General features: G+C 35.7%; 22 protein-coding genes. 5 read left to right on the top strand and 17 right to left on the bottom strand.

Annotated elements, in window-relative coordinates:
• Position 1: 1 nt before the first annotated feature.
• The 11 genes from IL356_RS07420 to IL356_RS07370 form a co-directional block, all read right to left on the bottom strand.
• The gene (locus IL356_RS07420) at positions 2-2,854 is read right to left on the bottom strand and encodes a type I restriction endonuclease subunit R (protein ID WP_121850072.1); all 2,853 of its coding nucleotides are present in this window, start codon (positions 2,852-2,854) and stop codon (positions 2-4) included.
• Complete coding sequence (locus IL356_RS07415; protein WP_121850073.1) at positions 2,854-3,303, bottom strand: GIY-YIG nuclease family protein; 450 nt, start codon at positions 3,301-3,303, stop codon at positions 2,854-2,856. Before IL356_RS07415 ends, IL356_RS07420 begins: the two co-directional genes overlap by 1 nt.
• Complete coding sequence (locus tag IL356_RS07410) at positions 3,303-4,529, bottom strand: restriction endonuclease subunit S (RefSeq protein WP_121850074.1); 1,227 nt, start codon at positions 4,527-4,529, stop codon at positions 3,303-3,305. The genes IL356_RS07415 and IL356_RS07410 overlap by 1 nt, the downstream gene beginning before the upstream one ends.
• A 1-nt stretch (position 4,530) precedes the next feature.
• Entirely contained in the window at positions 4,531-6,147 is a 1,617-nt protein-coding gene (locus tag IL356_RS07405) for a type I restriction-modification system subunit M (RefSeq protein WP_121850075.1), read from the bottom strand.
• 37 nt (positions 6,148-6,184) lie between these two features.
• Positions 6,185-7,207 (bottom strand): protein rep, encoded by a 1,023-nt coding sequence (locus IL356_RS07400; RefSeq protein WP_121850076.1) that lies wholly within the window; start codon positions 7,205-7,207, stop codon positions 6,185-6,187.
• Positions 7,204-7,446 carry a helix-turn-helix transcriptional regulator gene (locus IL356_RS07395; protein ID WP_121850077.1) on the bottom strand — a complete coding sequence of 81 codons (243 nt, stop codon included), beginning with the start codon at positions 7,444-7,446 and terminating at the stop codon, positions 7,204-7,206. The genes IL356_RS07400 and IL356_RS07395 overlap by 4 nt, the downstream gene beginning before the upstream one ends.
• Positions 7,447-7,560: 114 nt before the next feature.
• Positions 7,561-8,370, bottom strand: a complete 810-nt coding sequence (locus IL356_RS07390; RefSeq protein ID WP_121850078.1) for a hypothetical protein — start codon at positions 8,368-8,370, stop codon at positions 7,561-7,563.
• Positions 8,367-9,440 carry a tyrosine-type recombinase/integrase gene (locus IL356_RS07385; RefSeq protein ID WP_121850079.1) on the bottom strand — a complete coding sequence of 358 codons (1,074 nt, stop codon included), beginning with the start codon at positions 9,438-9,440 and terminating at the stop codon, positions 8,367-8,369. Before IL356_RS07385 ends, IL356_RS07390 begins: the two co-directional genes overlap by 4 nt.
• A gap of 250 nt (positions 9,441-9,690) precedes the next feature.
• Positions 9,691-10,668 (bottom strand): ComEC/Rec2 family competence protein, encoded by a 978-nt coding sequence (locus tag IL356_RS07380; protein ID WP_121850080.1) that lies wholly within the window; start codon positions 10,666-10,668, stop codon positions 9,691-9,693.
• A 15-nt stretch (positions 10,669-10,683) separates the two neighbouring features.
• A complete protein-coding gene (locus IL356_RS07375; RefSeq protein WP_121850081.1) occupies positions 10,684-11,250 on the bottom strand; it encodes a hypothetical protein in 567 nt (188 codons plus the stop codon).
• On the bottom strand, positions 11,241-11,927 hold the full coding sequence (locus IL356_RS07370) for a hypothetical protein (protein ID WP_192466535.1): 687 nt from the start codon (positions 11,925-11,927) through the stop codon (positions 11,241-11,243). The genes IL356_RS07375 and IL356_RS07370 overlap by 10 nt, the downstream gene beginning before the upstream one ends.
• A 165-nt stretch (positions 11,928-12,092) precedes the next feature.
• Here IL356_RS07370 and IL356_RS07365 point away from each other — a divergent pair, with 165 nt between their 5' ends.
• On the top strand, positions 12,093-13,190 hold the full coding sequence (locus IL356_RS07365) for an HNH endonuclease (RefSeq protein ID WP_121850083.1): 1,098 nt from the start codon (positions 12,093-12,095) through the stop codon (positions 13,188-13,190).
• A 337-nt stretch (positions 13,191-13,527) separates the two neighbouring features.
• On the opposite strand, the gene IL356_RS07360 is transcribed toward IL356_RS07365, so the two are convergent.
• Complete coding sequence (locus IL356_RS07360) at positions 13,528-13,974, bottom strand: PepSY-like domain-containing protein (protein WP_121850084.1); 447 nt, start codon at positions 13,972-13,974, stop codon at positions 13,528-13,530.
• A gap of 128 nt (positions 13,975-14,102) precedes the next feature.
• On the opposite strand from IL356_RS07360, the gene IL356_RS07355 reads away from it, so the two are divergent.
• From IL356_RS07355 to IL356_RS07340, 4 genes are all read left to right on the top strand, one after another.
• A complete protein-coding gene (locus IL356_RS07355; RefSeq protein WP_121850085.1) occupies positions 14,103-14,783 on the top strand; it encodes a response regulator transcription factor in 681 nt (226 codons plus the stop codon).
• Positions 14,784-14,819: 36 nt separating this feature from the next.
• Complete coding sequence (locus IL356_RS07350) at positions 14,820-16,088, top strand: sensor histidine kinase (protein ID WP_121850086.1); 1,269 nt, start codon at positions 14,820-14,822, stop codon at positions 16,086-16,088.
• Between the two features lie 86 nt (positions 16,089-16,174).
• The gene (locus tag IL356_RS07345) at positions 16,175-16,630 is read left to right on the top strand and encodes a PepSY-like domain-containing protein (RefSeq protein ID WP_162987942.1); all 456 of its coding nucleotides are present in this window, start codon (positions 16,175-16,177) and stop codon (positions 16,628-16,630) included.
• A 95-nt stretch (positions 16,631-16,725) separates the two neighbouring features.
• Positions 16,726-17,616 carry an SdiA-regulated domain-containing protein gene (locus IL356_RS07340; RefSeq protein WP_121850088.1) on the top strand — a complete coding sequence of 297 codons (891 nt, stop codon included), beginning with the start codon at positions 16,726-16,728 and terminating at the stop codon, positions 17,614-17,616.
• A gap of 4 nt (positions 17,617-17,620) precedes the next feature.
• Here the strand turns inward: IL356_RS07340 and IL356_RS07335 are convergent, their stop codons facing one another.
• Genes IL356_RS07335 through IL356_RS07315 form a run of 5 tightly spaced genes read right to left on the bottom strand, consistent with a single transcriptional unit; the run spans position 17,621 to position 22,911 of the window.
• The gene (locus tag IL356_RS07335; RefSeq protein WP_121850089.1) at positions 17,621-18,196 is read right to left on the bottom strand and encodes a gluconate 2-dehydrogenase subunit 3 family protein; all 576 of its coding nucleotides are present in this window, start codon (positions 18,194-18,196) and stop codon (positions 17,621-17,623) included.
• Positions 18,197-18,202: 6 nt separating this feature from the next.
• Complete coding sequence (locus IL356_RS07330; protein ID WP_121850090.1) at positions 18,203-19,900, bottom strand: GMC oxidoreductase; 1,698 nt, start codon at positions 19,898-19,900, stop codon at positions 18,203-18,205.
• A gap of 8 nt (positions 19,901-19,908) precedes the next feature.
• On the bottom strand, positions 19,909-20,754 hold the full coding sequence (locus IL356_RS07325) for a sialate O-acetylesterase (protein ID WP_121850091.1): 846 nt from the start codon (positions 20,752-20,754) through the stop codon (positions 19,909-19,911).
• Positions 20,744-21,439, bottom strand: a complete 696-nt coding sequence (locus tag IL356_RS07320; protein ID WP_162987943.1) for an SGNH/GDSL hydrolase family protein — start codon at positions 21,437-21,439, stop codon at positions 20,744-20,746. Before IL356_RS07320 ends, IL356_RS07325 begins: the two co-directional genes overlap by 11 nt.
• Positions 21,440-21,477: 38 nt before the next feature.
• Positions 21,478-22,911 carry a carbon starvation CstA family protein gene (locus tag IL356_RS07315; protein WP_121850093.1) on the bottom strand — a complete coding sequence of 478 codons (1,434 nt, stop codon included), beginning with the start codon at positions 22,909-22,911 and terminating at the stop codon, positions 21,478-21,480.
• Positions 22,912-22,922: the final 11 nt, after the last annotated feature.

Genomic DNA, 22,922 nt, shown 5'->3' with positions numbered 1-22,922 from the left:
ACTAGTTATCCATTCCATTAATGAAAGTATCTACAAAGTTAATCACCTTTTGCAGGATTCTATCGCCTATAGTTTTACGTTTTAATACTGATGGCTTATCACCTTCAATTAGGTTCAAGAGTTCGTCTCTTAACGGTTCTCTTTCTGCATAGAGATAATCTTCAATTAGTTTTTGAGTTCTTTCTGATGATAGGTTTTCTTCTTTTACAAAGGTTTCAAATGCTTTTTGTTGTTCTTCTGTCCAGTACTTCTCAAACTCTTGTGGAATGTTATCTGAATCTTCTATATGCGGTAAACTGTCTTGAATGAACTTTTCTATTAATTCTCGTTTGCTTCGTAAATTGGCTTCACCAGAGAGTATATCTACAATTTCCTTTTTCTTAGCTTCCTGTTCTGACTTCTTCGCGTCTTTTAAAGCTGTCAGTAGTTTAAGAATATAAGTTACATTGATTTCGTCTCTGTGAATTAACTCTAATTCAAAATCTACATCATCTAATATTGATACTTTTTCTTTTGCTGTATCGTGTTTTGTTTTTTGCCAAAGGTCTAAGTATTTACTTCTAAAATCATTAAACAACTGTTCATCCATTGCTAAATCTTCCCAATCGAAATTAGCAAAAGTGGTCATCGTGTTCTTTAGACGCATCAACTCTCTAAATGCCTTGATAAATTCTAATTCATCCTCTTCACTTACTAAGTCATTTACACTATTTACGGTTGGTGTTACTTGCAATAAATCGATAAAGGTAGCATTGAATTTTTCTACATATTCTTCATAAGGTTCCATTATAATAACCTCAATAGCTTCTTTATTGCTGAAGAGTGTAATAGCTTCGTCTGTTGCTTTTTTGAGATTACGGAACACCACAATATTACCTTGTGATTTCTGCTCGTTTACAATTCTATTGGTACGTGAATAGGCTTGAATTAATCCGTGATATTTTAAGTTTTTATCTACATATAAGGTGTTTAAAGCAGGACTGTCAAAACCTGTTAAAAACATATTTACCACCAACAGTACGTCAATTTTACGTTCTTTAACTTTCTTTGAAATATCATTATAGTAATTGTAAAAAGACTGGCTGTCCTTTGTTGAAAAATTAGAACCGAACATCTGGTTATAATGTCCTATATAACTTTCTAATTTATCTCTTTTATGGCTGTTCATCCCGTATAAGGCTGCTGCTTCCTCGACTACCGACACTTCTTCTGGAATATAACCGTTGGCATCTGCATCGTCCTCATTGGCTACAAAGCTAAATATGGTTGCAATTTTAAGATTGTGCTTACCTTCTTCCTTTTTTCGATGCAGAATATCATAGTACTGCACCAACATATCTGTACTACCTACACAAAACATTGCAGTAAACTCTTTACTATGTGTTTTTCTGTTATGGTTGGCAATAATGTAATCTGCAATTTTTTCCAATCGCTTTGGAGATTCCATTAACTCTTTACGGTCAATATCTTCTACCTCAATATCAATTTCAGTTGCAGATTCTTTTTGTTTGTAGCGCCCTACATATTCTACCGAAAATTTAAGTACGTTTTCATCTTTAATCGCATCTGTAATGACGTATTTATGTAAGCACTCACCAAATAACTCTTTAGTAGTACGCTTTCCTAATTCGTTTTTTACTGCATTATCTGCAAATATCGGTGTGCCCGTAAAACCAAACATTTGATGGTTATTGAAGAATGATTTTATACGATTGTGTGTTTCCCCAAATTGGCTACGATGACATTCATCAAAAATAAAGACGATACGCTCGTCTTTCAGTTGTTCCATTTTGGTTAAATAGTTCTTTTTACTGATGGCAGTATTAAGCTTTTGAATGGTGGTTACGATAATCTTTGTATCATCGCTAAACTGTTTTACTAAGGCTTTTGTATTGTCTGTACCATCTATACTGCCCTTTGAGAAGCTATTAAACTCCTTAGTAGTTTGGTAATCTAAATCTTTTCTATCTACTACAAATACCACCTTTTTAACTTGTGGCATTTTCATAATGATTTGACTTGCCTTAAATGAGGTGAGCGTTTTACCAGAACCTGTAGTATGCCATATATAGCCATTTTTGGTTGAGTTTTTCACTCTATCAATCAATGCTTCGACTGCATAAAACTGATACGGTCTAAGCACCATTAAAATTTTATGGGTTTCGTTTAATACAACGTATTTACAAATCATTTTAGAGATATGACAAGGCTCAAAAAACTCACTTGTAAACCCATTAAGAATGTTAGTTAAACGCTTATTTTGTTTGTTCGTCCAATAAAACGTTTGTTTAAAAGATTGATGCCTGTTATTTGCATAGTATTTGGTATTGACACCGTTACTAATTACAAATATTTGCACGTATTGAAATAGAGCTGATTTAGCACCGAACGAATGCCTCTGATAGCGATTTATTTGATTAAAGGCTTCTTTCATTTCTAAGCCTCTACGCTTTAATTCTATTTGCACTAATGGCAATCCATTAACCAATAATGTAACGTCATAGCGGTTTTTATAAGAACCCTCCATAGTCACTTGGTTGGTAACTTGGTATTGGTTTTGACACCAATGTTCTGTATTTAGAAACTCGAAATATAGGTTGTCGCCATTATCACGTACAATATGTTGTTTTTCACGCAGTGTTTTGGCTTTTTCAAATACTGAACCTTTACTAAGAATATTGAGCACACGTTCAAACTCTTTAGCCGTAAACGTGATATTGTTATGCTTTTCTAATTGAGCTTTTAGATTACCCAATAAAGCAGCTTCATCTGGAATATTGACTTTGGCATATCCGATAGTTGAAAGTTGCTGAATTAACTGATTTTCTAATACCTGCTCTGGTTGTGTACTCATTAATTTATTTTATTTCTTTTGCCTAATGAGTTTAATAATCCATTTGTGTGGTGACGATGGATAAGATGCGATTCTACTTCCAATCTTCCGAAATTTATCTCTTTATAAGTAAAATAAATGCGCTCTAAATAATAATCATTAAGTTTCAATTCGAGTGTCTCTTCAAATTTACCATTAGTGATTTTGGCACCCTCTATAATAAACCTGCCTAGTTTTCTTCTAAAGCTATGATTATAAGTTCTTTTGACCTCCTTCATACGTTCTTTGAGGTTGGCGGTTTCACCAATGTAGACTAATTTATTTTCATCAAAAATGGCATATATCCCAGGTTTGTTTGGAAAGTTTGAGGACCATGTTCTTTTTAGTGAAAATTTGATTTTTTCAGCTTGAATCAACTCATTTTCAAATTTATTCACAAAAATTTCTATTTCCCTTTCTGTATATACCATTACACAAAAATTTGTTGTAACAACCCTTTTTTATACGTTTTTGATTGCTCTATTTGAGTGCTTATAATTTCTATTTCTTTATCGATAGCCATTAAAAATGAAGCTATTTTTTGTTGTTCTTCTAAACAAGGAAAATTCAATTTGAAAGATTCTAAATCTTCAAAATTCAGGCTATCTCTAACGCTACCAGAACAACCAACTTTAACTAAATGATTAAATAAATATGTAGTTGTTAAATTCTCAAAATAGGCTAAGTCCAAACTATTTTTTAAACCGAAAATCACATACATAGGACTAACAATACCTTTATCATAATCCTTTAAAGTAGCAATAGAGCCAACATTAATTCTTGATGGATTATAAGCAATATCATTTTTCTCTACGATTTTATAATTTGCAACATCTTTACTTGCTACTCTATGATTATCAAACTGTTCTGATTGCAGGATAAACCCTTTGGAATTACTAACACTTAATACTTGGTTGATTTCTAATTTTTTATTTCTTTTTGATTTGTGAATTAAAAAATCACCCAATCTTTTCTCTTCCCACTCTGGAAACTCTTTCCCATCATCATCCTTAAACCTTAGCTCTTGTTTAAATATTTTTTGCATTACTCCTTTTTTGTAGTGTTCTAAAAGGGTTTTCTTTTTTTCTAAGGCTTGTATGCGATCATCTAATGCTGACAGGAAATTGGCTATTTTTTGTTGTTCAGGGAGAATAGGTAAGTTAATTTTTAATTTCTTTAAATCAGAATTATAAACATTACTAATACTTACCCCTTTTGCTAGGGTTGCTATTTTCTTCTTTAGCTTTTGATTAATAAAATATGATACAAATGTCTGAGAGTAAACATCTTTTATCTTGGGTCTTAAAATATTAATTGTCCTTCCAATGGCAATATCTCTAAAAGGTAATGCAGAAGCTGAACCAATATCTAGTGGGTCTTCACCTGCTGATGGCAACAATATTTCATCACCTTTACTAAAAAGCAATTCAGACCTTTCAAGATTTGTCTTGTTTATAACTGAAGTTATCACTTCAGAATACAAATGATACAACTCACCATAACGAACACAGGGTATTTCAAAATCAGGTGATGCTTCACTCTGCTTAATATTTTTACCTGTCGAGAAAGTAAACAAGTCCTCAAATATTATTTTTTTCCACTCATTATAAAACTTAGGAAACCGCAATTTCGGCACTAACTGTTTTTCATGCTGCATATTAAAACGGTGTTTTAATATTTAGTTCTTTACAAAATGAAGCTATTAGGGTTTCGTTTTCTTTCAACTTTGCATTTAAACTTTCTACTTCAGTTGCCACCGCCTCAATATCGACAGGTTCTTCCTCTTCAAACGTATCTACATAACGTGGTATATTTAAGTTGTATTCGTTCTCAGCTACTTCAATTATTGGTGCGACATAACTGTATTTCTCTTCAGTTTTACGTTCTCTATAAATAGTTACAATTTTATCTATATGCGCTTGAGTTAAGATGTTTTGTGTTTTTACCTTCTCGTAATGTTCGCTGGCATCTATAAATAAAATATCGTTAGGATGCTCTTTACATTTTTTAAACACCAAAATACAAGTGGGTATACTCGTACCGTAAAAAATATTGGCTGGTAAGCCTATAACAGCATCCAGATAGTTTTTTTCTTTAATCAAATATTCCCTTATATTCCCTTCTGCAGAACCTCTAAATAATGCACCGTGTGGTAAAACCACTGCCATTTGTCCGTTCTCCGCTAAATGGTGTACCATATGCTGAACAAAAGCAAAATCGGCTTTACTGCTTGGTGCTAACTTACCATATTGGCTAAATCTATCATCGCTCATAAAGAGTTGATTGGCACTCCATTTTGCAGAAAACGGTGGGTTGGCTACAATAGCTTCAAAACGATGTTCTAAGTGTTGTGGATGCTCTAAGGTGTCTTCTTGCTTAATATCAAACTTACGATAATGCACACCGTGCAGAATCATATTCATGCGTGCTAAGTTGTAAGTAGTACGGTTTAATTCTTGACCGTAAAAGTTATTCACTTCCTCAACTTCTTTTGCAACTCGTAATAACAAAGAACCACTACCACAGGTTGGGTCGTACACCGATTTTAGTTTATGTTTTCCTGTGGTTACTAACTTCGCCAAAACCATACTTACTTCTTGTGGTGTATAAAATTCACCTGCCTTTTTACCAGCGCCACTTGCAAACTTTCCAATCAAATATTCGTAGGCATCACCCAACACATCTAATTCGGTTTGGTCTAACTGAAAGTCTATTTTATCTAAGTGCGCTAATACTTTAGCAATAACTTCGTTTCGCGCCTCTGGTGTTTTACCTAATTTGGTAGAGTTTAAATCCAAATCCTCAAAGAGGTTATCGAAATCTTCTTCACTCTCTGTACCCATTGTACTGTTTTGCACGTTGTTTAGGATTTTTTGTAAATCCTCCAGAATAAAATTATGCTTGGTATTGTAGGTTTCTGTAGTGTCTGCCGCTTGTTCTAAAGACGTTTCTTCTGCATTGTGATTCCCTCTTTTTGCAATTGCAGAAAACAACTCTGATGGCTTTAAGAAGTAACCTAGCTTTTCTAATGCTTCCTCTCGAATAGCTTCTATGTATTCTTGTCCTTCTAGGGTGTTTTCGTCTATATCTGTAAACTGTAGGCCATCGGGTTGTAAAATAGAATTTGCATAATTTTCCATTTTCTCTGCTAAATACTTGTAGAAAATAAAGCCTAAGATGTAGTCTCTAAATTCATCTGCATTCATTTTGCCTCTAAGTGTGTTGGCTATATTCCAGAGCTGTTGCTCCAATTGCTTTTTATGGTCTTCTGACATGAATATTTTCGGTTAGTTCCAATTCAAATATAAGGCTTTATGAAAGTGTTTTGTTTATGTTGTTATCTAGTAAGGCGACAAGGTGCGATGGGGGTGTATAGTCAGCTAGTTTTTCCCAAGAGTTGACATTAACCCAATCGGCCACTTCTGGAATATATTCCCATTGTTTGAAATTGGTCAATATTTTTTGTGATTGTATAGATTCTGCAATTTCTGGGGGAAGATTAAAACCGAATCTGTCAAAAATTCGCTGCCCCTTCATCGCTTTAAAAATGGTGTCCAATCCTTTAGCATAAATAATATGCGAATCTGTTTCTTTGGCTTTTGCCTTTATATGGGGTTCTGTAAAAATTTTACTGCCATATTTAATTATTTCAATAAGATTCTTTTCTAAGTCCCATACTTTTTTGATTTTTTGGCCTTTAAGGTTCACTTTGTTTGGTTTGGCTCTCATACTCCATTCCTTTACAATTATTTCAGCCATATTTTTGTTCGCGACCAAAATATGAAAATGTGGATTATAGGTTTTCTTATTTGGATTAAAATTGGCTTCCATAGATTTTATTCCAATTAATTTCTCCCCTGTGCCTCGCTGTTCTCGTTTCTTGTACTTATTGACTATTTTAGTGAATGTCGACTTTATATTTTTAAAGTATGCTCTTAGTTGATGCTCCTTACAGGACTTAACTGTAATTGTTACAAAATGAGGATCATCCCAATTTGCGATTACTGGATAATACTTGTTTATTATTTCTGCTTTTCTGATACTTAGGCAGATTGTGCAATACCTATTTTTACAATAGTTCCCGTAGACTTTTCCATTTGAAGATACCAAGTTACTTTGGCAATGGTACGTATTCCAATAAGCCTTTTCTCTTTCTTTATCTTCATCGGCCTTGGCAATATCAATCATTCTAAGAATCGTTTGATGAGTGATTAGCTTACGTTTAGCTCTAGAATGAACAACTTTCAAATCCGTCAGGTCAGTTCCTTTGCCATGAACCACATAAGTTTGTCCCAGTTTATTTGTCCCGTTTTCCGCTAATGTATTGAATATCATTCCTCAAAGCCTTTATCGAGTATGTAATTTGCAGCCTTTTCTTCCATATCCAAAACAGGCTTTGCTTCCCTTTTTCCTCTAAGCATGTAGGCCTCCAAATCTGACTTCTTGAAGAAGATATTTTTGCCATTAGGCTTATAATGAATAATCTTTCTATAATGAGTTAATTTATATAAATGGCTTTTACTGAAACCTGTATAATGACAAGCTTCTTTAAGATTTAAGATGTTCTTTTCCATCCTTCATTTTTTAAATTAATAAATGATGGATTAGCTAATCCGAATTTGTAATTACGTTGTAAAGAAAGTAAGGAAAGGAAAGAAAGTTGGTTTACAGTAGGTTGACTGTCAACTCTAAATATCCAATTTTCGCTCTATTGTTTTCTTGAGGTTATTTAACATTTCGTAATAAGATTGCGAATAGGGAGTACCTTTATTCTCCTTATTTGCTTTAATTGTTTTAGCACTTTTAGGGTTGATTGATTTACCTTTTGCAGTAAAGTATTTAGCCAGTTTACCGTAGAACCCACCTTTCGTCTTGTGAACTTCATTCTCAGGCTCTTTAATCAAATCTGCATCGACTAACAAATCAAAGAAATGAACTAAATCTGTTTGATTTAGATTAAACTCCAATCGATCTAAACTATCGGTAATATCATCTGAAGCCACTTCTCCATTTAGTATCTGTTCCTTTCTAGTATGCAACCACTTGCAAAATTTAGCTAAAGACTTTACAGAATTAATCCATTCTCTTCTTTCAAACCAAATCTTACCTTCTTCTGTATAGAAATATGAGTTGAGAACAAAATCAATCTCTTCAGTTTGGAAATTCTTAGTTTGCTCATCGAAATTTTGGACAGTATCCAAAATATCATCCCGTGAAACCTTGCAGTTATTAAGGTAAATCAGCTTTAACTGAAGGCCGTGCATACGAGCTGCGTTTTCCCCAACTTCAAAATACTGGGTTTGTTGACTCTTTACCATATCAACAAAATCTTTATTCAAAGTAGACACTTGAAGGGCATAAATATAACCTCCTAATTGGGGAATAAGAAAGTCTATCTCTTCATCTCCTGATTCATCACCACTACTTAAAAACTCATTTAAGTCTTTAAAATAATTATCAATCCGTTGTTTATATGTAACGTTTTCTATTTTAATCATAAGAGATTTGAAGTTGCATTGTCCTTTATACTGTTCACATAATTTAAATACTTTACTGTATGGGCGGTACTACTATGCCCTAAAGCATCAGCTACAGTTTTTAAATTGGCTCCATTTGTAAGCAATCTTACCGCAAATGTGTGCCTTCCGCAATAAAAAGTAATATTCTTATTTATGTTAGCACGCTTCATCATTGCAGTAAGGTTCTTTTTTATAGCCACTTCAGATAGGAATTTGCCCTTATGTTTCAGATTAAAAATTAATTCGTTCTGCCCGTTTTCCTCCCCCAATAATTCCATAGCAGAAGCACTAAGTTGAATATTAATTTCAGAACTATCAACTTTACTTCTATTTATAATTAGCCTATGGTTAGTAATGTGATGCCACTTCAACCTCTTAAACTCCGAATATCCTAAACCTGAATAACAGGCAAACAAAAATGCCCTTTTTACTGCATCATTCCCGCAATAGGTATTTTTTAAAATTTGGATCTCCTCTTCAGTGAGAATCTGCTTTACAAGAGTTTTTTCAGCTTTTTTATTTTTAGATTCCCATTTTACTCCTTTATAAACCGATTCTTTTAAATAACCTTGCTTTTCGGCATGGATTAAAACCTTCTTAAACCGTTTCCAATAACTATAAGGTGTTTCGCCGTTCAATCCAGCCCTATAAAGCAAATATTCTCTAAAACCTTCTATATAGAGCTTGTTTAATCCACTCATTGTGAGATTTGGCTTCCCTTTTTCCTCTTTCAAGTACTGTTGGAATTTATTTAATGCATTCTTGATACTTCTTATATCTCTTAACTTATAGTTAGCCAAGTAGCTTTCAATGTACTTAGAAATTGTGACCTTTTTTTTGTGTCTTGGTATAAAGTTTGTCCCTTCACTCTCTAATTCCAAAGCTCTTGCAGCTCTAATATTCTGAGCTAACTCTCTCTTTTGAATTTTGTCATCTCCTTTTTCAACCAGATGTAACCACTCATAACTCCTTATCCCATTGTGATAGATATCTAAATAATACCGCTTACGGCCTTTAGCCAAATTCCTTTCTCTTAGTTTAACACTCATAATAAATACGATTTCTGAATTTGCGAAATTTTCTTACCAGTAACAAAATAGTAACAAATAATACCACTAAAATAAGAAAACTAAAGATTAAAAAGGAAAAAGGAAAAGATGTAAATTACTGATTATCTATGCTTTTAAGTAGTATATTTTTTCTTTTACTTTCTAGGTTATGTACTCGCCTCGAGTACAAAAACCCTTCTTAATCATTTGATTTTGAAGGGTTTTTTAATTTACCCTCAGATAATCCTCGTTAAGAGGTGAATTCGAATACTTGATCACCTTGAAGATTATTATTTACTTTTTGAGGCACTAAAGTACTAAAGCTATCAAGAAGTGAAGATTTCTTTCCTTTTCCATTCATAGAAGAAAAAGGTCCAACCGTATTAGTAGAATGCACAATATAACCTTTGTCAATAAAATATTTAACCACATTTTCATCCGGATGTTTGTGTCCATTTTCACCGACAGAAAAAACGATTTTTGATTGATCATTTTTTGCTCTTTTATTCCAAAATATTTTACTGTGGTTTTTTGGAGACCCATGATGAGCGCTTTGCCCCACAAATAGAGATCCAGAAATTTTACCTTTAAATTTGTCATCAACCCTTGTTAAGTTATATTTTGGGGCATCAGATGTTAATAATATATGGCCTTCTGCTAATTGAATATTTATAATCGTTGAAAGTTTGTTGGCTTCATTATTATTGCCACTCTTTTCAAAAGCGACATCGTATTTTCTACTTGCTGCGAAATTAACGTAATCGACATGGAAAGGGGAAAAGAACTCTAAATAACTATTTGAGTTTAATTTAATAACATTTTCGAATATACCTGCTTCGATTGTTCCAGTTTGAACACCTAAAGAACCGGAATATTTAAGTAGAAATTCAAATATCTTAACAAGTTTCTTTCTACTAGTCACCGATTTTGAACAAGAATCAAGAAATTCTCTTGTTAACTTACAGGTGTGGAGAAAAGTTTTAATACTAATATTATTATCGCGACATTTCTCTAATAATTCCAGAATCCCAGAGAAATGATCATCATGTGGATGGGATAATATTACAAATTCTAACTCATTATAACCTTCGTTGATTATATGCTCAAGTACAGGGTTACCATAATACTTATTACAATCTACAACACCTACTTTCCAATGTGATCCCTCTAACCATTCAATGATGATAGAATCACCTTGACCCACATTTTTGAAGGTGATTTTGTACATTTTTAGATTTAACGTTTAAGGTTTAAAAAAGGGTTTGTCCAATCCCTTCCCTTCAATATTAGAATAAACATCTCCTAGATCAAATAGACTATCATCTACAATTTTTTCTCCATCCAAAACATCTATTCTACTTGAACCAGGTTTCGAATAAATTTTAAGTAGAATAGGAGACCCAACACTCAATGTTTCAATATGATCAAACAACGATTTATCAAATATTCTTAATTCAAAAACCCTTTCAGTTTGGTCAACGAGACAATCACATTTAATTTGGGAGTTATCAATTTCAACAACCCTGGATTGTATTGAGATTTTGGTTGTCCATTCTTCATTTTCAACAAATCCCCTAAGTTTTAATTTACTCTCAGTAAGATATAAATCCTTAAATTGGGATTCCTCCTTGAATTTATCAAAATCTATAGTTAGAGGCTCACTAAAACTGGAAAGAGCATTATCGAATACATTTTTAATACTTTTGAAATCATCTTTAAAATTGAAATTCTCGAAGGTGATACCACTCATATCAATAAATTGATTAATGTCGAGACTTTCTTCGGATTTAGTTTCTCTAATTATTTCCATTGACTATCAACAATTTTTACTGCAGCTTGATAGATTGATTTAAACTTGGCAAAATTTAAACTATCTGTTAGTTGCAAATATTTATATTTCATTATTTGAGAAGGTTTTGAAATTTTCTCTGCTAATACCATATCCTTAGTTTCAAATCCAAGTTTTTTTAAATCTTCCAAACCTTTATATGGACCGAATTGGACATTTACTTCAGATGTACTTTCTTTCTTGTCAAATACTATTCCAACATCAGAGAAGCCTTTTAAAACACCATTGGCACATGTTTCAGTTAAGTATTTCTCAGCAAAATTCTTATTGATTCTTTCAATATTTAAATCCTTTCCACTTGCGTCCTCAACAAAAACTCCCAGAAATAAAATATTGCTAATCTTTCCAAAGTTCTTGGAGGCTTTTAAACGTTTAAATAAATTTAAAAAAGGTTCCTCTACAAAGTTATTGTTCTTTAACCAATCATCTTTATGAGTTGTGCATTTGAAAAACACCCTATCCCACTTGATATGTATTTCAGTAAAATCGTCAGCAAATAATAAGGAAATCATGCAATCCTTACTAGATAACTCGTTTGCAATTTCTATTGTGGTGGACAAACCGGCAAATGGAGATATTTCATCATATACGCTTTTGGGAAAATCTATGATTCGCGTAAACCTAATTTCAAATTGCATGACAGGATTGAAGTACATACGTCCTACTTAATTAATATTAGTAAATAAAAAATTATATTCGAACATTACTCAATTCAATGGTTTAATTAGAAAGATTGAATGACCAAACCTAATAATTAATATTACAATGAGGAATTCATAACCAATGTAACAATAACCTAATAAATGAAATTAAGTATTGGACAAATTACTAAAGCAACTACGAAATTTAAGGAAAATATTAAATATACTGATGAGGGCCACCTAAATCTTAGACATATTACATCGAACGGGGTCGAAGGAGAGGCAATCAATCTTTTCAGGCCAATGTTTTGGTTTAAAAATAAAAACGAAATCTGTCCAGCAATAATTTTGTCATCTAATCCCTTATTAAAAAATAAGGAAAGAAAACCATGGGAAGATGAAATCAACATAGAAAAGTCTAGAGTTCATTATTTTGGCGATAATAAAACACCTGGAAAACATCCTTTAGAAAGTTTACCAAAAGAACCTCAAACTGGAAATCAAAAGATGGTTTCGATGGCCGAAAATTATTTATCAAATGATAGGGCCAAAAGAATCGAGGCCCCTCCCATAATTATTTTCCAGCATTGCAAAGTGGGCAGGCAAAGTAAGGGATACAGAAAATTTATTGGAGTGGGATATTTATACAATTACCAATTGATTCAACAAAAAACAACGGAGGGAAAATTTTTTGCTAATTATTGCTATGACATTAAACTTATAGATTTAGAAAATAACCAGTTCGACTGGTCATGGATTTATGATAGAAAATCCTGGAATCCAACCAAAAATAATAATCTCAAAGCCCCTGAATCCTGGAAACGTTGGATGGAGCATGGTCACCCAGAAAACAATAATGTTGAAGACCTTGGAAAGGTTCATAGGAAATTTGAAAATCAGGTTGTTGAAATTTTAAAGAGTGGACCAATTAATGCTCCCATTGGTAACCTGAATCCCGATAGAACATTAACTACGTTAAATTATTTTCAACGAAATCCTTTCGTAAAAGCGTGGGTTTTGCAAAATTCCAATGGTATATGTGAAGTATGCAATAAAGACGCTCCATTTAATACTGATCAGGGAGAATTCTTTCTGGAAGTTCATCATATTAAAGCACTTTCAAAAGGTGGTTCAGATACAATTGAGAATACTATTGCACTATGCCCTAATTGTCACAGAGAAATTCATCATGGAACCAATCGTCTAAAAATAGAAGAAGGTCTTTTTAAAAAAATACCAAGAATCAAAAAAGAAAATTGAAATAACACTTATCCTTTATAGTTCAATATTTATTCATATAATTTAATCAAAATTAACAGAGTAATCTTTCTATTTCCATTATTGGTTTCTTTGATACAATTGTCCAGAGCTCAAACAGTAGAAAGAAGAATTGATTTATTGAATAAAATTGAAATAAATAATCCCGCCTCGAGTACAAAAACCCTCTTAATCATATGATTTTGAAGGTTTTTTAATTCTATCAATCTCATTCTTGGTACAGCCCGCAAATTTTGGATATACAAAACTTATAAAATGCAAAAGGTCTTGACTTGGTCAAGACCCTTCTCCACAAACCAATTAACGCTAAACTTACTGGTTAATCATCAATCTCTTTTAAAAGTGTTCCTTTTTCGTCAAAAAATAAATCCTTTTCAAAATCCCAGCCTTTTTCCACCTCAACTTTATACGACTTCGTTCCGTCATTGATGAGCAATTCGGCAGATTCTATTCTAAAATCCTTATAATTTGAAGTAATATTCTCCATTACGGCTGCAGGCAACTCGTTCTTGCCTATATCTTCTTTACTTTTCAGTTCAACCCCATTTTCGTTGTACCATATTTCATGGTCTTTTCGACCTATCTCGAACTCTACCTCGTAACCGAATGCAGTTCGCTCCCACTCTACATCATGTGCATTAGGGTACTTTGCATTGAATAGCGCCCTTACATCGACGATATTACTGTTATGGGCAATTTCTTGCGCACTGACCAACGCTGTGCATAGACATAATGACATTAGACTTAACTTTACAGTGTGCTTCATGATCTTTCTATTTTTGATTTCATGGCAAGTTTAAAAGCAAAAACTGTAAGGAATTAGTAATCGCAGAATCTGGGGCGATTCCCATTTCATTTTAGATTTCCGTTATATTTATGTAGAAAACTTAGTCGATGAAAATATTGATTGTAGAAGATGAGCCCCAAATGTTGGAGAATATGAAGAGTAGTCTTGAGAGGGAGCACTACCGTGTTGAAACTGCCGATAATTACCTTTCGGCCATTGACAAAATTGGGGGCTACGATTATGATTGCATTTTATTAGACATTACGTTGCCCGATGGTAACGGTCTTGAACTTCTTCAAGAACTAAAAAAGATGGGCAAAGAAGAAGGTGTCATCGTTGTTTCTGCCAAAGACTCTTTAGAAGACCGATTGAAAGGCCTTGATTTAGGAGCCGATGACTATTTGCCCAAACCCTTTCATATGGCAGAACTCAATGCGAGGGTGAAAGCTATTATTCGTCGGCGAAATTTTGAAGGATCGAATATTATCGAATTCGGTAATGTTAGTGTTAGACCCGAAAATAGAACGGTATACATCAACGAACAGGTACTCAACCTAAACCGAAAAGAATATGACATTCTCATGTACCTTATCTCTAACCGTCAACGTTTGGTCACCAAATCTGCCTTGGCCGAACATGTTTGGGGAGATCACATCGATCAATCGGATAGTTTTGATTTTATATATTCCCAGATGAAAAATTTACGTAAAAAACTTTCAGACGAAAAGGCAACCATAATGATTGAAGCTGTCTATGGTGTTGGTTACAAACTAAAAGATATTCAATAGCTTACCGATAACCGAAACGAAAGTCAGATCAATTTCATGAAACTACTTAACCATACCACGAAATACTTTTCTATTCTTTTGATCATTCTCATCTCGATATGGGCGGTAGTTTTTTATTTTGCCATGTTAGACGAGGTTTATGACAGTCTTGATGACGGACTCGAAAACCAAAAAGAACTCATTCTACAGGCTGTTCGAGAAGACCCTAGTCTACTTTTTGACACTGAATTCGGGGTCAACAATTACACTATAAAGAAGACTTCCCAACCTGTATCTGAGCATTTTTACAGCGATAGTTATCGAGACACGCTGATGTACATGCAGGTGGAAGATGAATATGAGCCAGTACGTATTTTAGAAAGTATTTTCGAGCACAAAGGCGATTACTACAAAATAAAGCTTATCACCTCAATGGTCGAAGAAGATGATCAGATAGAGAATTTGGTCAAATACCTTATTGTTCTCTACCTATTGTTGATTTCAAGCATCTTACTGCTCAATAATTTAATTTTCAGAAAGATTTGGAAGCCTTTCTACGACCTGATCGGGCATCTTAAAAACTTTAGAATTGAAAAAGATGAGCCTATAAAAACTAAACCGACCAGCATCGATGAATTCAGGCTATTGAATTTAAGTGTTGAAAAACTTACCGAGAAATCTAGAAAAAGTTACCTGGTTCAGAAACAATTTATAGAAAACGCTGCACACGAACTACAAACTCCGTTAGCGATATCCATTAACAAATTGGAGCTTTTAGTGGAGAAAAACGAACTTACCGACCTTCAATCACAAGAGGTAGGCCAAGTACTTGATAGTTTGGGCCGGCTTAATCGTTTGAACAAATCACTTTTGTTGCTCTCTAAAATCGACAATGACCAATACATCGAAGAAGAACGTGTTTCTTTTAATGAAGTCATCCACAGAACTGTAGAAAATTTAGAGGATTTTGCAGTGCATCGGGGTGTTGCTATTTATGTGGATGAAAAAGAGCAAATCGATTTCAAAATCAACAAAGACCTTTCTGAAATTTTAATGCTTAACCTCATCAAAAATGCGGTCATTCATTCCGACAAAAAAAGTCAAGTAAAGATAGAAGTCGCCAGAAATAGCATAACAATCAAGAACATCGGTGAGAACAAGGCTTTAAACCCTGAAATGATATTCAAACGTTTCAGTAAAAATTCATCGAACAAAAGCTCTACAGGGTTAGGTCTGGCCATCTCAAAAGCCATTACCGACCGATACCAGCTGAACCTGACCTATCATTTTTCAGGGCAACATGAATTTGCCATTATTTTTCCCTAACCAACTTCTTTTTTTCAGATGGAAAAAGTTCCAGAATCTTTTCAGGATTCTATTGGATGTTTGCACCATAATTTTAAAAAATGGTTATGAACATTAAGAATTTCTTTTGGGGCCTTTCCCTTTTGGCCCTTTCAATCGTGAGCTGTAGTGATGACGATGACATCAACGCCAATGAAGTACCTCAGGCCGTAGATGCCACTTTCAATCAAACATTTCCGAATGCTACCGATATTGAGTGGGAAGCTAAAAACAATAAGTATGAAGTCGAGTTTGATATTGAAACTATTGACCATAAGGCTTTGATAGCTTCCGATGGCTCCATTGAACAATACAAATACGATATTGTCGCTACTGAACTTCCTGCTGAAGTAACATCAAAACTATCTACCGATTACCCTAACAATCGACTAGATGACAGCGAAGTTCTCAAAATTGGCACCCAGACCTACTATCAGGTAGAACTTGAAAATGAACCACAAGACATTTATTTGGTTTTTCAGGAAGATGGCGAAATCAATTCCGAGGTGACCTATTTTCAATAAAAGTTGCTTCTTGTTTAATCCTCAGAAGTATAATTACCAATTACTTACAGATTTGACCCCTACTTTAATTGCATAAAGTAAAATTAATTGCAACCATGACTTCTGAATGTGGCACCCTTGATATGCGTAAAGTAAAAATTTATACTGTGCTGGCAATTCTAATCTGCACCGCCCTAGGCTTTTGGGCTTTTAAAGATTGGTTGCCAGCACCAAGGGAAAATAATGTGTCGTATAAAATCACCAAAAGATGGAATTTGCCCGAAGAACTACGGGAGGTTTCCGGCATAGTTTGGCTAGACAATCATCTTATGGCCGCCATACAAGATGAAGATGGTATCATTTTCATCTATAACCTTGAGACAAAATTAATTGAGAATCAAATAGAGTTTGGAGAAAATGGCGATTATGAAGGCCTGACCATCAAAAATGACGATGCTTATGTAGTTACAAGCGATGGGGTTATTACAGAAATCAAGAATTTTAAAAAGCCTAACTTTCAGGTTTCTACCTATAAAACCCCGTTCAGCGAAAAGAACAATATTGAGAGTCTAGAAATTGACCCTACGAACAACCGCTTGTTGCTTGCTCCGAAAGACCATGACCTGGGCTCTGAAGAAGGCAAAGGCATCTATTCATACTCTCTTGAAACTCATGAATTGAACCGGCAGCCTGTATTTACCATAGCCATGAATGACCCGGTATTGAAAAGATTTCGAGATAATAAAAAGCACAAAACTTTTCGGCCATCTGATATGGCCATACACCCGATTACAGGCGAATATTACGTACTTGAAGGGGTACGCCCAAAACTACTCATCATTGACCGTGATGGTCATTTAAAAAATGCCTACTTTTTGGAAAAAGCCATGTTTCCCCAACCGGAAGGTATCACTTTTAATGAAGAAGGTATCTTGTTTATTAGCAGTGAGGGAAAAGGTGATGGCCTAGGTATTATCACTCAACTACAATTGAACGACAGGGATTAAACTTTTAGGCCCATGGCTTTTGACCATCCTTGAGAGGCACACAACCTATAAATTTACCTGGTATGGGCACATAAACCCGAGCCTGCGTCATACCCACTTCTGAACTAAAATAACCTGAAAGCGTCAACCCCTTGATCAAGTTGAAAAAGTGGTCTTCCGTTTTTAACCCAGCCGATTTTTGTTGACCCGTAACCAAGGCCTCATTTTGATAGCCTTGAACTAAAAACTCTTTTTTATCTTTTTCCAAATTCACAAAATCGTTCTTAAAAAGCTCATAGCTATCGGTATCGATGCGGTTTAATCCATCCACCAAAAGCAACTTATCATCTTCCTTCATCATATCGGAATACATCATAAAAATATAATCCCCTATTTTTGCCGCTTTGGCACCGGGCACATCCTCAGTTGATGGCAAAATTGTTTCCCCAATATCGTTTAAAAGGGCTATGTCTTTTTCGGTCATTTCCGTCCGTAATTCAGGCGGACGTGGTGTACAGCTACTATTTAACAATACTGGAGCCGTAGTGACCGAACCAATGGCCAATGAACCTGATAATCTTAGAAAGTCTTTTCTTTTCATTACTTTTTAAAGGTTTTGTTTGTTAAGCTCACTTACGGCATGGTCGACAGCTCTGGCAGTCAAGGCCATATAAGTCAATGAAGGATTTTGACATCCACTAGAAGTCATACAGGCGCCATCGGTTACATATACATTCGGAGTACCCCAAACTTGATTGAAACCGTTTAAAACCGATGTTTTAGGATCTCGACCCATTCTGGCTGTGCCCATTTCATGAATATTCAAGCCGAAATTTCGTCTTTCTCCCATGTCTCTTACATTTTTAAAACCCAACGCATTCAACATCTCCATACCAGCATTTACCATATCTTTTTGCATATTCAGCTCGTTGGCCTTGTACTCCGCATCAATATTCAAAAGTGGAATGCCCCACTGGTCTTTTTTGGAAGTGCTCAAAGTCACCTTGTTCTCTTTGTACGGAAGACATTCACCCATACCCAGCATATTAAACTTCCAAGGGCCGACTTGCATTAGATTGTTCATTAGGCTATCGCCCACCAGAAAACGTTGCTCACCTGTGCCCTTGGTTCTAAATCCGCCACATGAATAAGCATAACCACGTAAAAAATCAGTTTGCTTATCACCTTTGAAATTCCTAAACCGTGGTAAGTAGGTACTTGTAGGCCTTTTACCTTCGTAATATTGATCTTCAAAACCGTCAAAGTCACCTTGAACCCTTGCGTTATAGTTATGGTCCATTAGATTTTCTCCCAGAACACCGCTATCGTTTCCAAGTCCGTTAGGGTATCTTTCAGATGTTGAATTCAACAACACCAATGTTGAGTTTAGGGTAGCCGCATTCAAGAAAATAATCTTTGCGTAATATTCGCTTACTTCTTTGGTATGGGTATCGATAACCCGCACCCCTGTTGCCTTACTCGAAACAGGGTCGATAAGAATGGAATGTACCACCGAATTCACCTTCATTTCAAGATTACCCGTTTCTTTTGCTGCCGGCAAGGTCGCTGAATTGCTACTAAAATATCCACCAAACGGACAACCACGTTTGCAGAGGTCTCTATGTTGGCAGGGGCCCCTACCCTTTTTACCTTCGGTTAAATTGGCCGTTCTCGAAATAACCAAATCACGTTCCGGAAATTTACTTTTCATCTCACCCTTGACGTGCTTTTCTAAACAATTCATTTCCATAGGCGGCAAAAACTCACCATCCGGTATCTGGTCGAGACCATCTCTATTACCACTGATTCCCGCAAATTTTTCGACGTAGCTGTACCACGGAGCCAAATCTTTGTATCGAATCGGCCAATCGACCGCTACCCCTTCTTTAGCATTAGCTTCAAAATCAAGGTCGCTCCACCTTTGCGTATGTCTCGCCCACATCAGCGATTTACCACCTACCTGATACCCTTTGATCCAATCAAAAGGCTTTTCTTGTTCATAAGGGTGTTCATCATCCTTTACAAAGTAATTCTCCGTTGCCTCCCTAAATGCATAACATCTGCTAACAATAGGGTTTTCTTCCCGCACGTTTCTGGGGATTTTATTTCGATGCGGAAACTCCCAAATAGCCTTATGTGCCGTGGTATAATCCTTTATATGCTCTACCATTCTACCGCGTTCGAGCACTAAGGTTTTCAAACCTTTTTCTGTGAGCTCTTTAGCCGCCCATCCACCACTAATACCAGACCCGATAACAATCGCATCATAGGTATTCTTCTCTTTATAAACTCCGTTGATATTCATTAGTGCTATTATTTTTTAAGCAATTCGACCAATTTTTCACCAAACCTTCGCCCCAATTCTATTTGTCCCTCCGTATTATAATGTAGGTTATCGTCTCGCTTAGCGATGCCTTCCGTAGTAATCATATAGGTGTTAGGCAACTCCGTAGCCGCTCTTTGTTGTGCTTCCATGACCGCCACCGCAGCGGGATATCGCTCTGTGGGAGGATTTATTTGGCCTATAATGACCGGTAGTTGGTCATTTTTACTTGATTTTTTGAATGAGGATATCAAATCGCTAAAACCTGAGAAATATTCCTCTCCAGCTTGAGAGAACCTAGCATCGGTTTCACCTTGTATCCATAAAAAAGCATCGGGAATCATTGTTTTGCCATCTTTACCCTTCGGAATGTACTTGACCAAACTATCATGAAGATTCCCGAATTTAGGATGACCCATTTCCGACACCCTATCAGCGTCTTGCTCGGGCCACCAATCATATAGTGATGATCCGCCCACCGCATATTTGTAGACAATAAATTCTTCATTCGGAAAACTGGAAGACAATGCTTTCATCACCCCCCAATCAGGGCCAAAAGAATTGGTGCCTGCAGGTTTTAAACTTGAACTCTTACCGTGATTGACATATGTAATTTTAGGCAGCTCACTAGGTAATTTTCCTTCTGTTCGATTGCCTACCCCGACCATATTCGATTGCCCCGCCAAGACAATCAACTTGGGTTCTTGGTTGCTTTCCGCTTCTACCTCTACATTTTTATTTTCCTTTACCCTGTTCTTGCTATCCTTACAAGCTAAAACGGAGAAAATGAGAATGGCAACGGCGAAAAAACTTATTTTTTGAATCTTACTTTTCATTTAAAATATTTTCATTTTTCAAAATTTCCCTTAAAAGGGCGGGATAAGTCTTTCCTTCCACAGTTCCCTCACCAACAACCCCTTGCCCAAAGGTTATCGAGTCACCAAAACACACTACGGTACCACTAAGAACCACTTCTTGGTATTTTAAAGAACTATCAATAGTTTGAGCTATAAGTTGATAACCTTTTGGGGTAGGATGCACCCCATCTTCATAACCGCTGTTTACCACGTTCATGATATATTCATCTTTGTTATGCTCAGGTAAACCCAAAGACTTAAAGGCTCCAAAAACATCAACAAAATAGACCGAAGATTTATCGGCTAGTTTCTCCATCAATCTTTTAACAAAAACCAGCTTATCGTTCGGCTCATCAAGCAATTTTTCTTTATCGTGCCTCTTAAAAAGATATTTGCTATCTACTGTTGGCGGACTGACTAAAACGACCTTCACCTTCTGCTTTTTAAATCGAGAAACGATATGTTTTAATTTTCTTTCATAGGATGCATAACTCTCTAACTTACGAGAATTCAACATATCGTTCGTACCTACCATCAAGATCACCCAATCTGGATCATAATCAAAAATCTTTGATTGTCGCTTAATCAAATCGGTGGTAGTGTTACCAGAAACACCGGCATTAATGAACTCAACAATTTGTGAACTGAGGTTGTTAGAAAACATGAGAAAAATTAAAATAAATGAAGTTCTGCAACCGCCCATCATGTCACTTGCAGCTTGCCCTTAAACGCATACCACGAAAACAAAGCCGTAACACATGAAGTAATCAGGGCGCCACCCCAATAGGCATAAATGTTTGGCAGGGAAAACCCTTCTGGGGCGATTAGAATATAGGTACTACAGACCATTGTCATGAAAATGGCCGGCACTAGTGAAACCATGTAAAACTTGCCCTTTGAAATGAGAAAGGCCGTAATCGTCCATAAAACTACGGAAGCCAATGTTTGATTGCTCCATGCAAAATACCTCCAAATTATACCGAAATCAACCTGTGTAAGTGCATATGCAATAACGAACAAGGGCAAGCTGATATAAAACCTTTTCACGTATTTTTTCTGGTCCATTTTAAAAATATCGGCCAATATCAATCGGCAAGATCTAAAAGCAGTGTCTCCCGAAGTTATCGGCGCAGCTATAATACCCAAAACCGCCAATACGCCACCCACACTACCCAACATACTCAGGGTAATCTCGTTCGCTGCCCACGCCGCATTGTTATTATTGGCAGCCATAGTTTCATTAAGATTAGTAACATTACCAAAACAAACCATTGCAGCCGCTGCCCATATTAAGGCGACTACCCCCTCGGTAATCATTGTACCGGAAAAAATAGACCTTCCATTGGCCTCATTTCTCATACAGCGAGCCATTAATGGTGATTGTGTCGCATGAAAGCCAGAAATGGCACCACAAGCAATAGTTACAAATAGCACAGGAAAAATGGGTGTTTCTTCTGGGTTTAAGGTCATGTTGGTAAGGTTAGCCCCTGTAAGCTCGGGTATGTGATAATCACCCACCATCAAAACGACCAATAAACCTACCGCCATGATAAGCATGGCCACTCCAAAAATCGGATAGAGCTTACCTATCAATTTGTCGATAGGCAACAACGTAGATAAGAAATAATAAACCAGAATGAGCATTACCCAAAACGAAACGCCCATACTTTCACTTGTCAGCCCATCAATAATCTTTGCAGGACCAACCAAAAAAACGGTTCCGACAAAGATGAGCAGAACAATCGTAAATGCACGCATCAACTGTTTTACTCCAGGGCCCAAATAAATACCCACCACTTCGCTAATGCTCAACCCATTATGCCTTACGGAAAGCATCCCTGAAAAATAATCGTGGGTTGCCCCGGCAAAAATACTCCCCAAGACAATCCATAAAAAAGCAGAAGGGCCGAACATAGCACCAGCAATAGCGCCAAAAATCGGACCAAGACCGGCGATGTTCAAAAACTGGATCATAAAGACCTTCCAAGTAGGTAACGGCGTAAAGTCAATATCATCACGAAGCTCGTAAGCCGGAGTCTTTCGTTGCCTATCGATACCCAAGACCTTCTCTAAGAAAACCCCATAAGTGAAGTATCCCACAACAAGAACGACTATCGAAAGCAAGAAAGATATCATATTGGCGTCTT

This window comes from Euzebyella marina (assembly GCF_014855515.1).
In the GTDB taxonomy this organism is placed as follows: Bacteria; Bacteroidota; Bacteroidia; order Flavobacteriales; family Flavobacteriaceae; genus Euzebyella; species Euzebyella marina.
The sequence above is the reverse complement of the archived record's forward strand: the minus strand, read 5'-3'. Positions and strand labels throughout refer to the sequence as shown.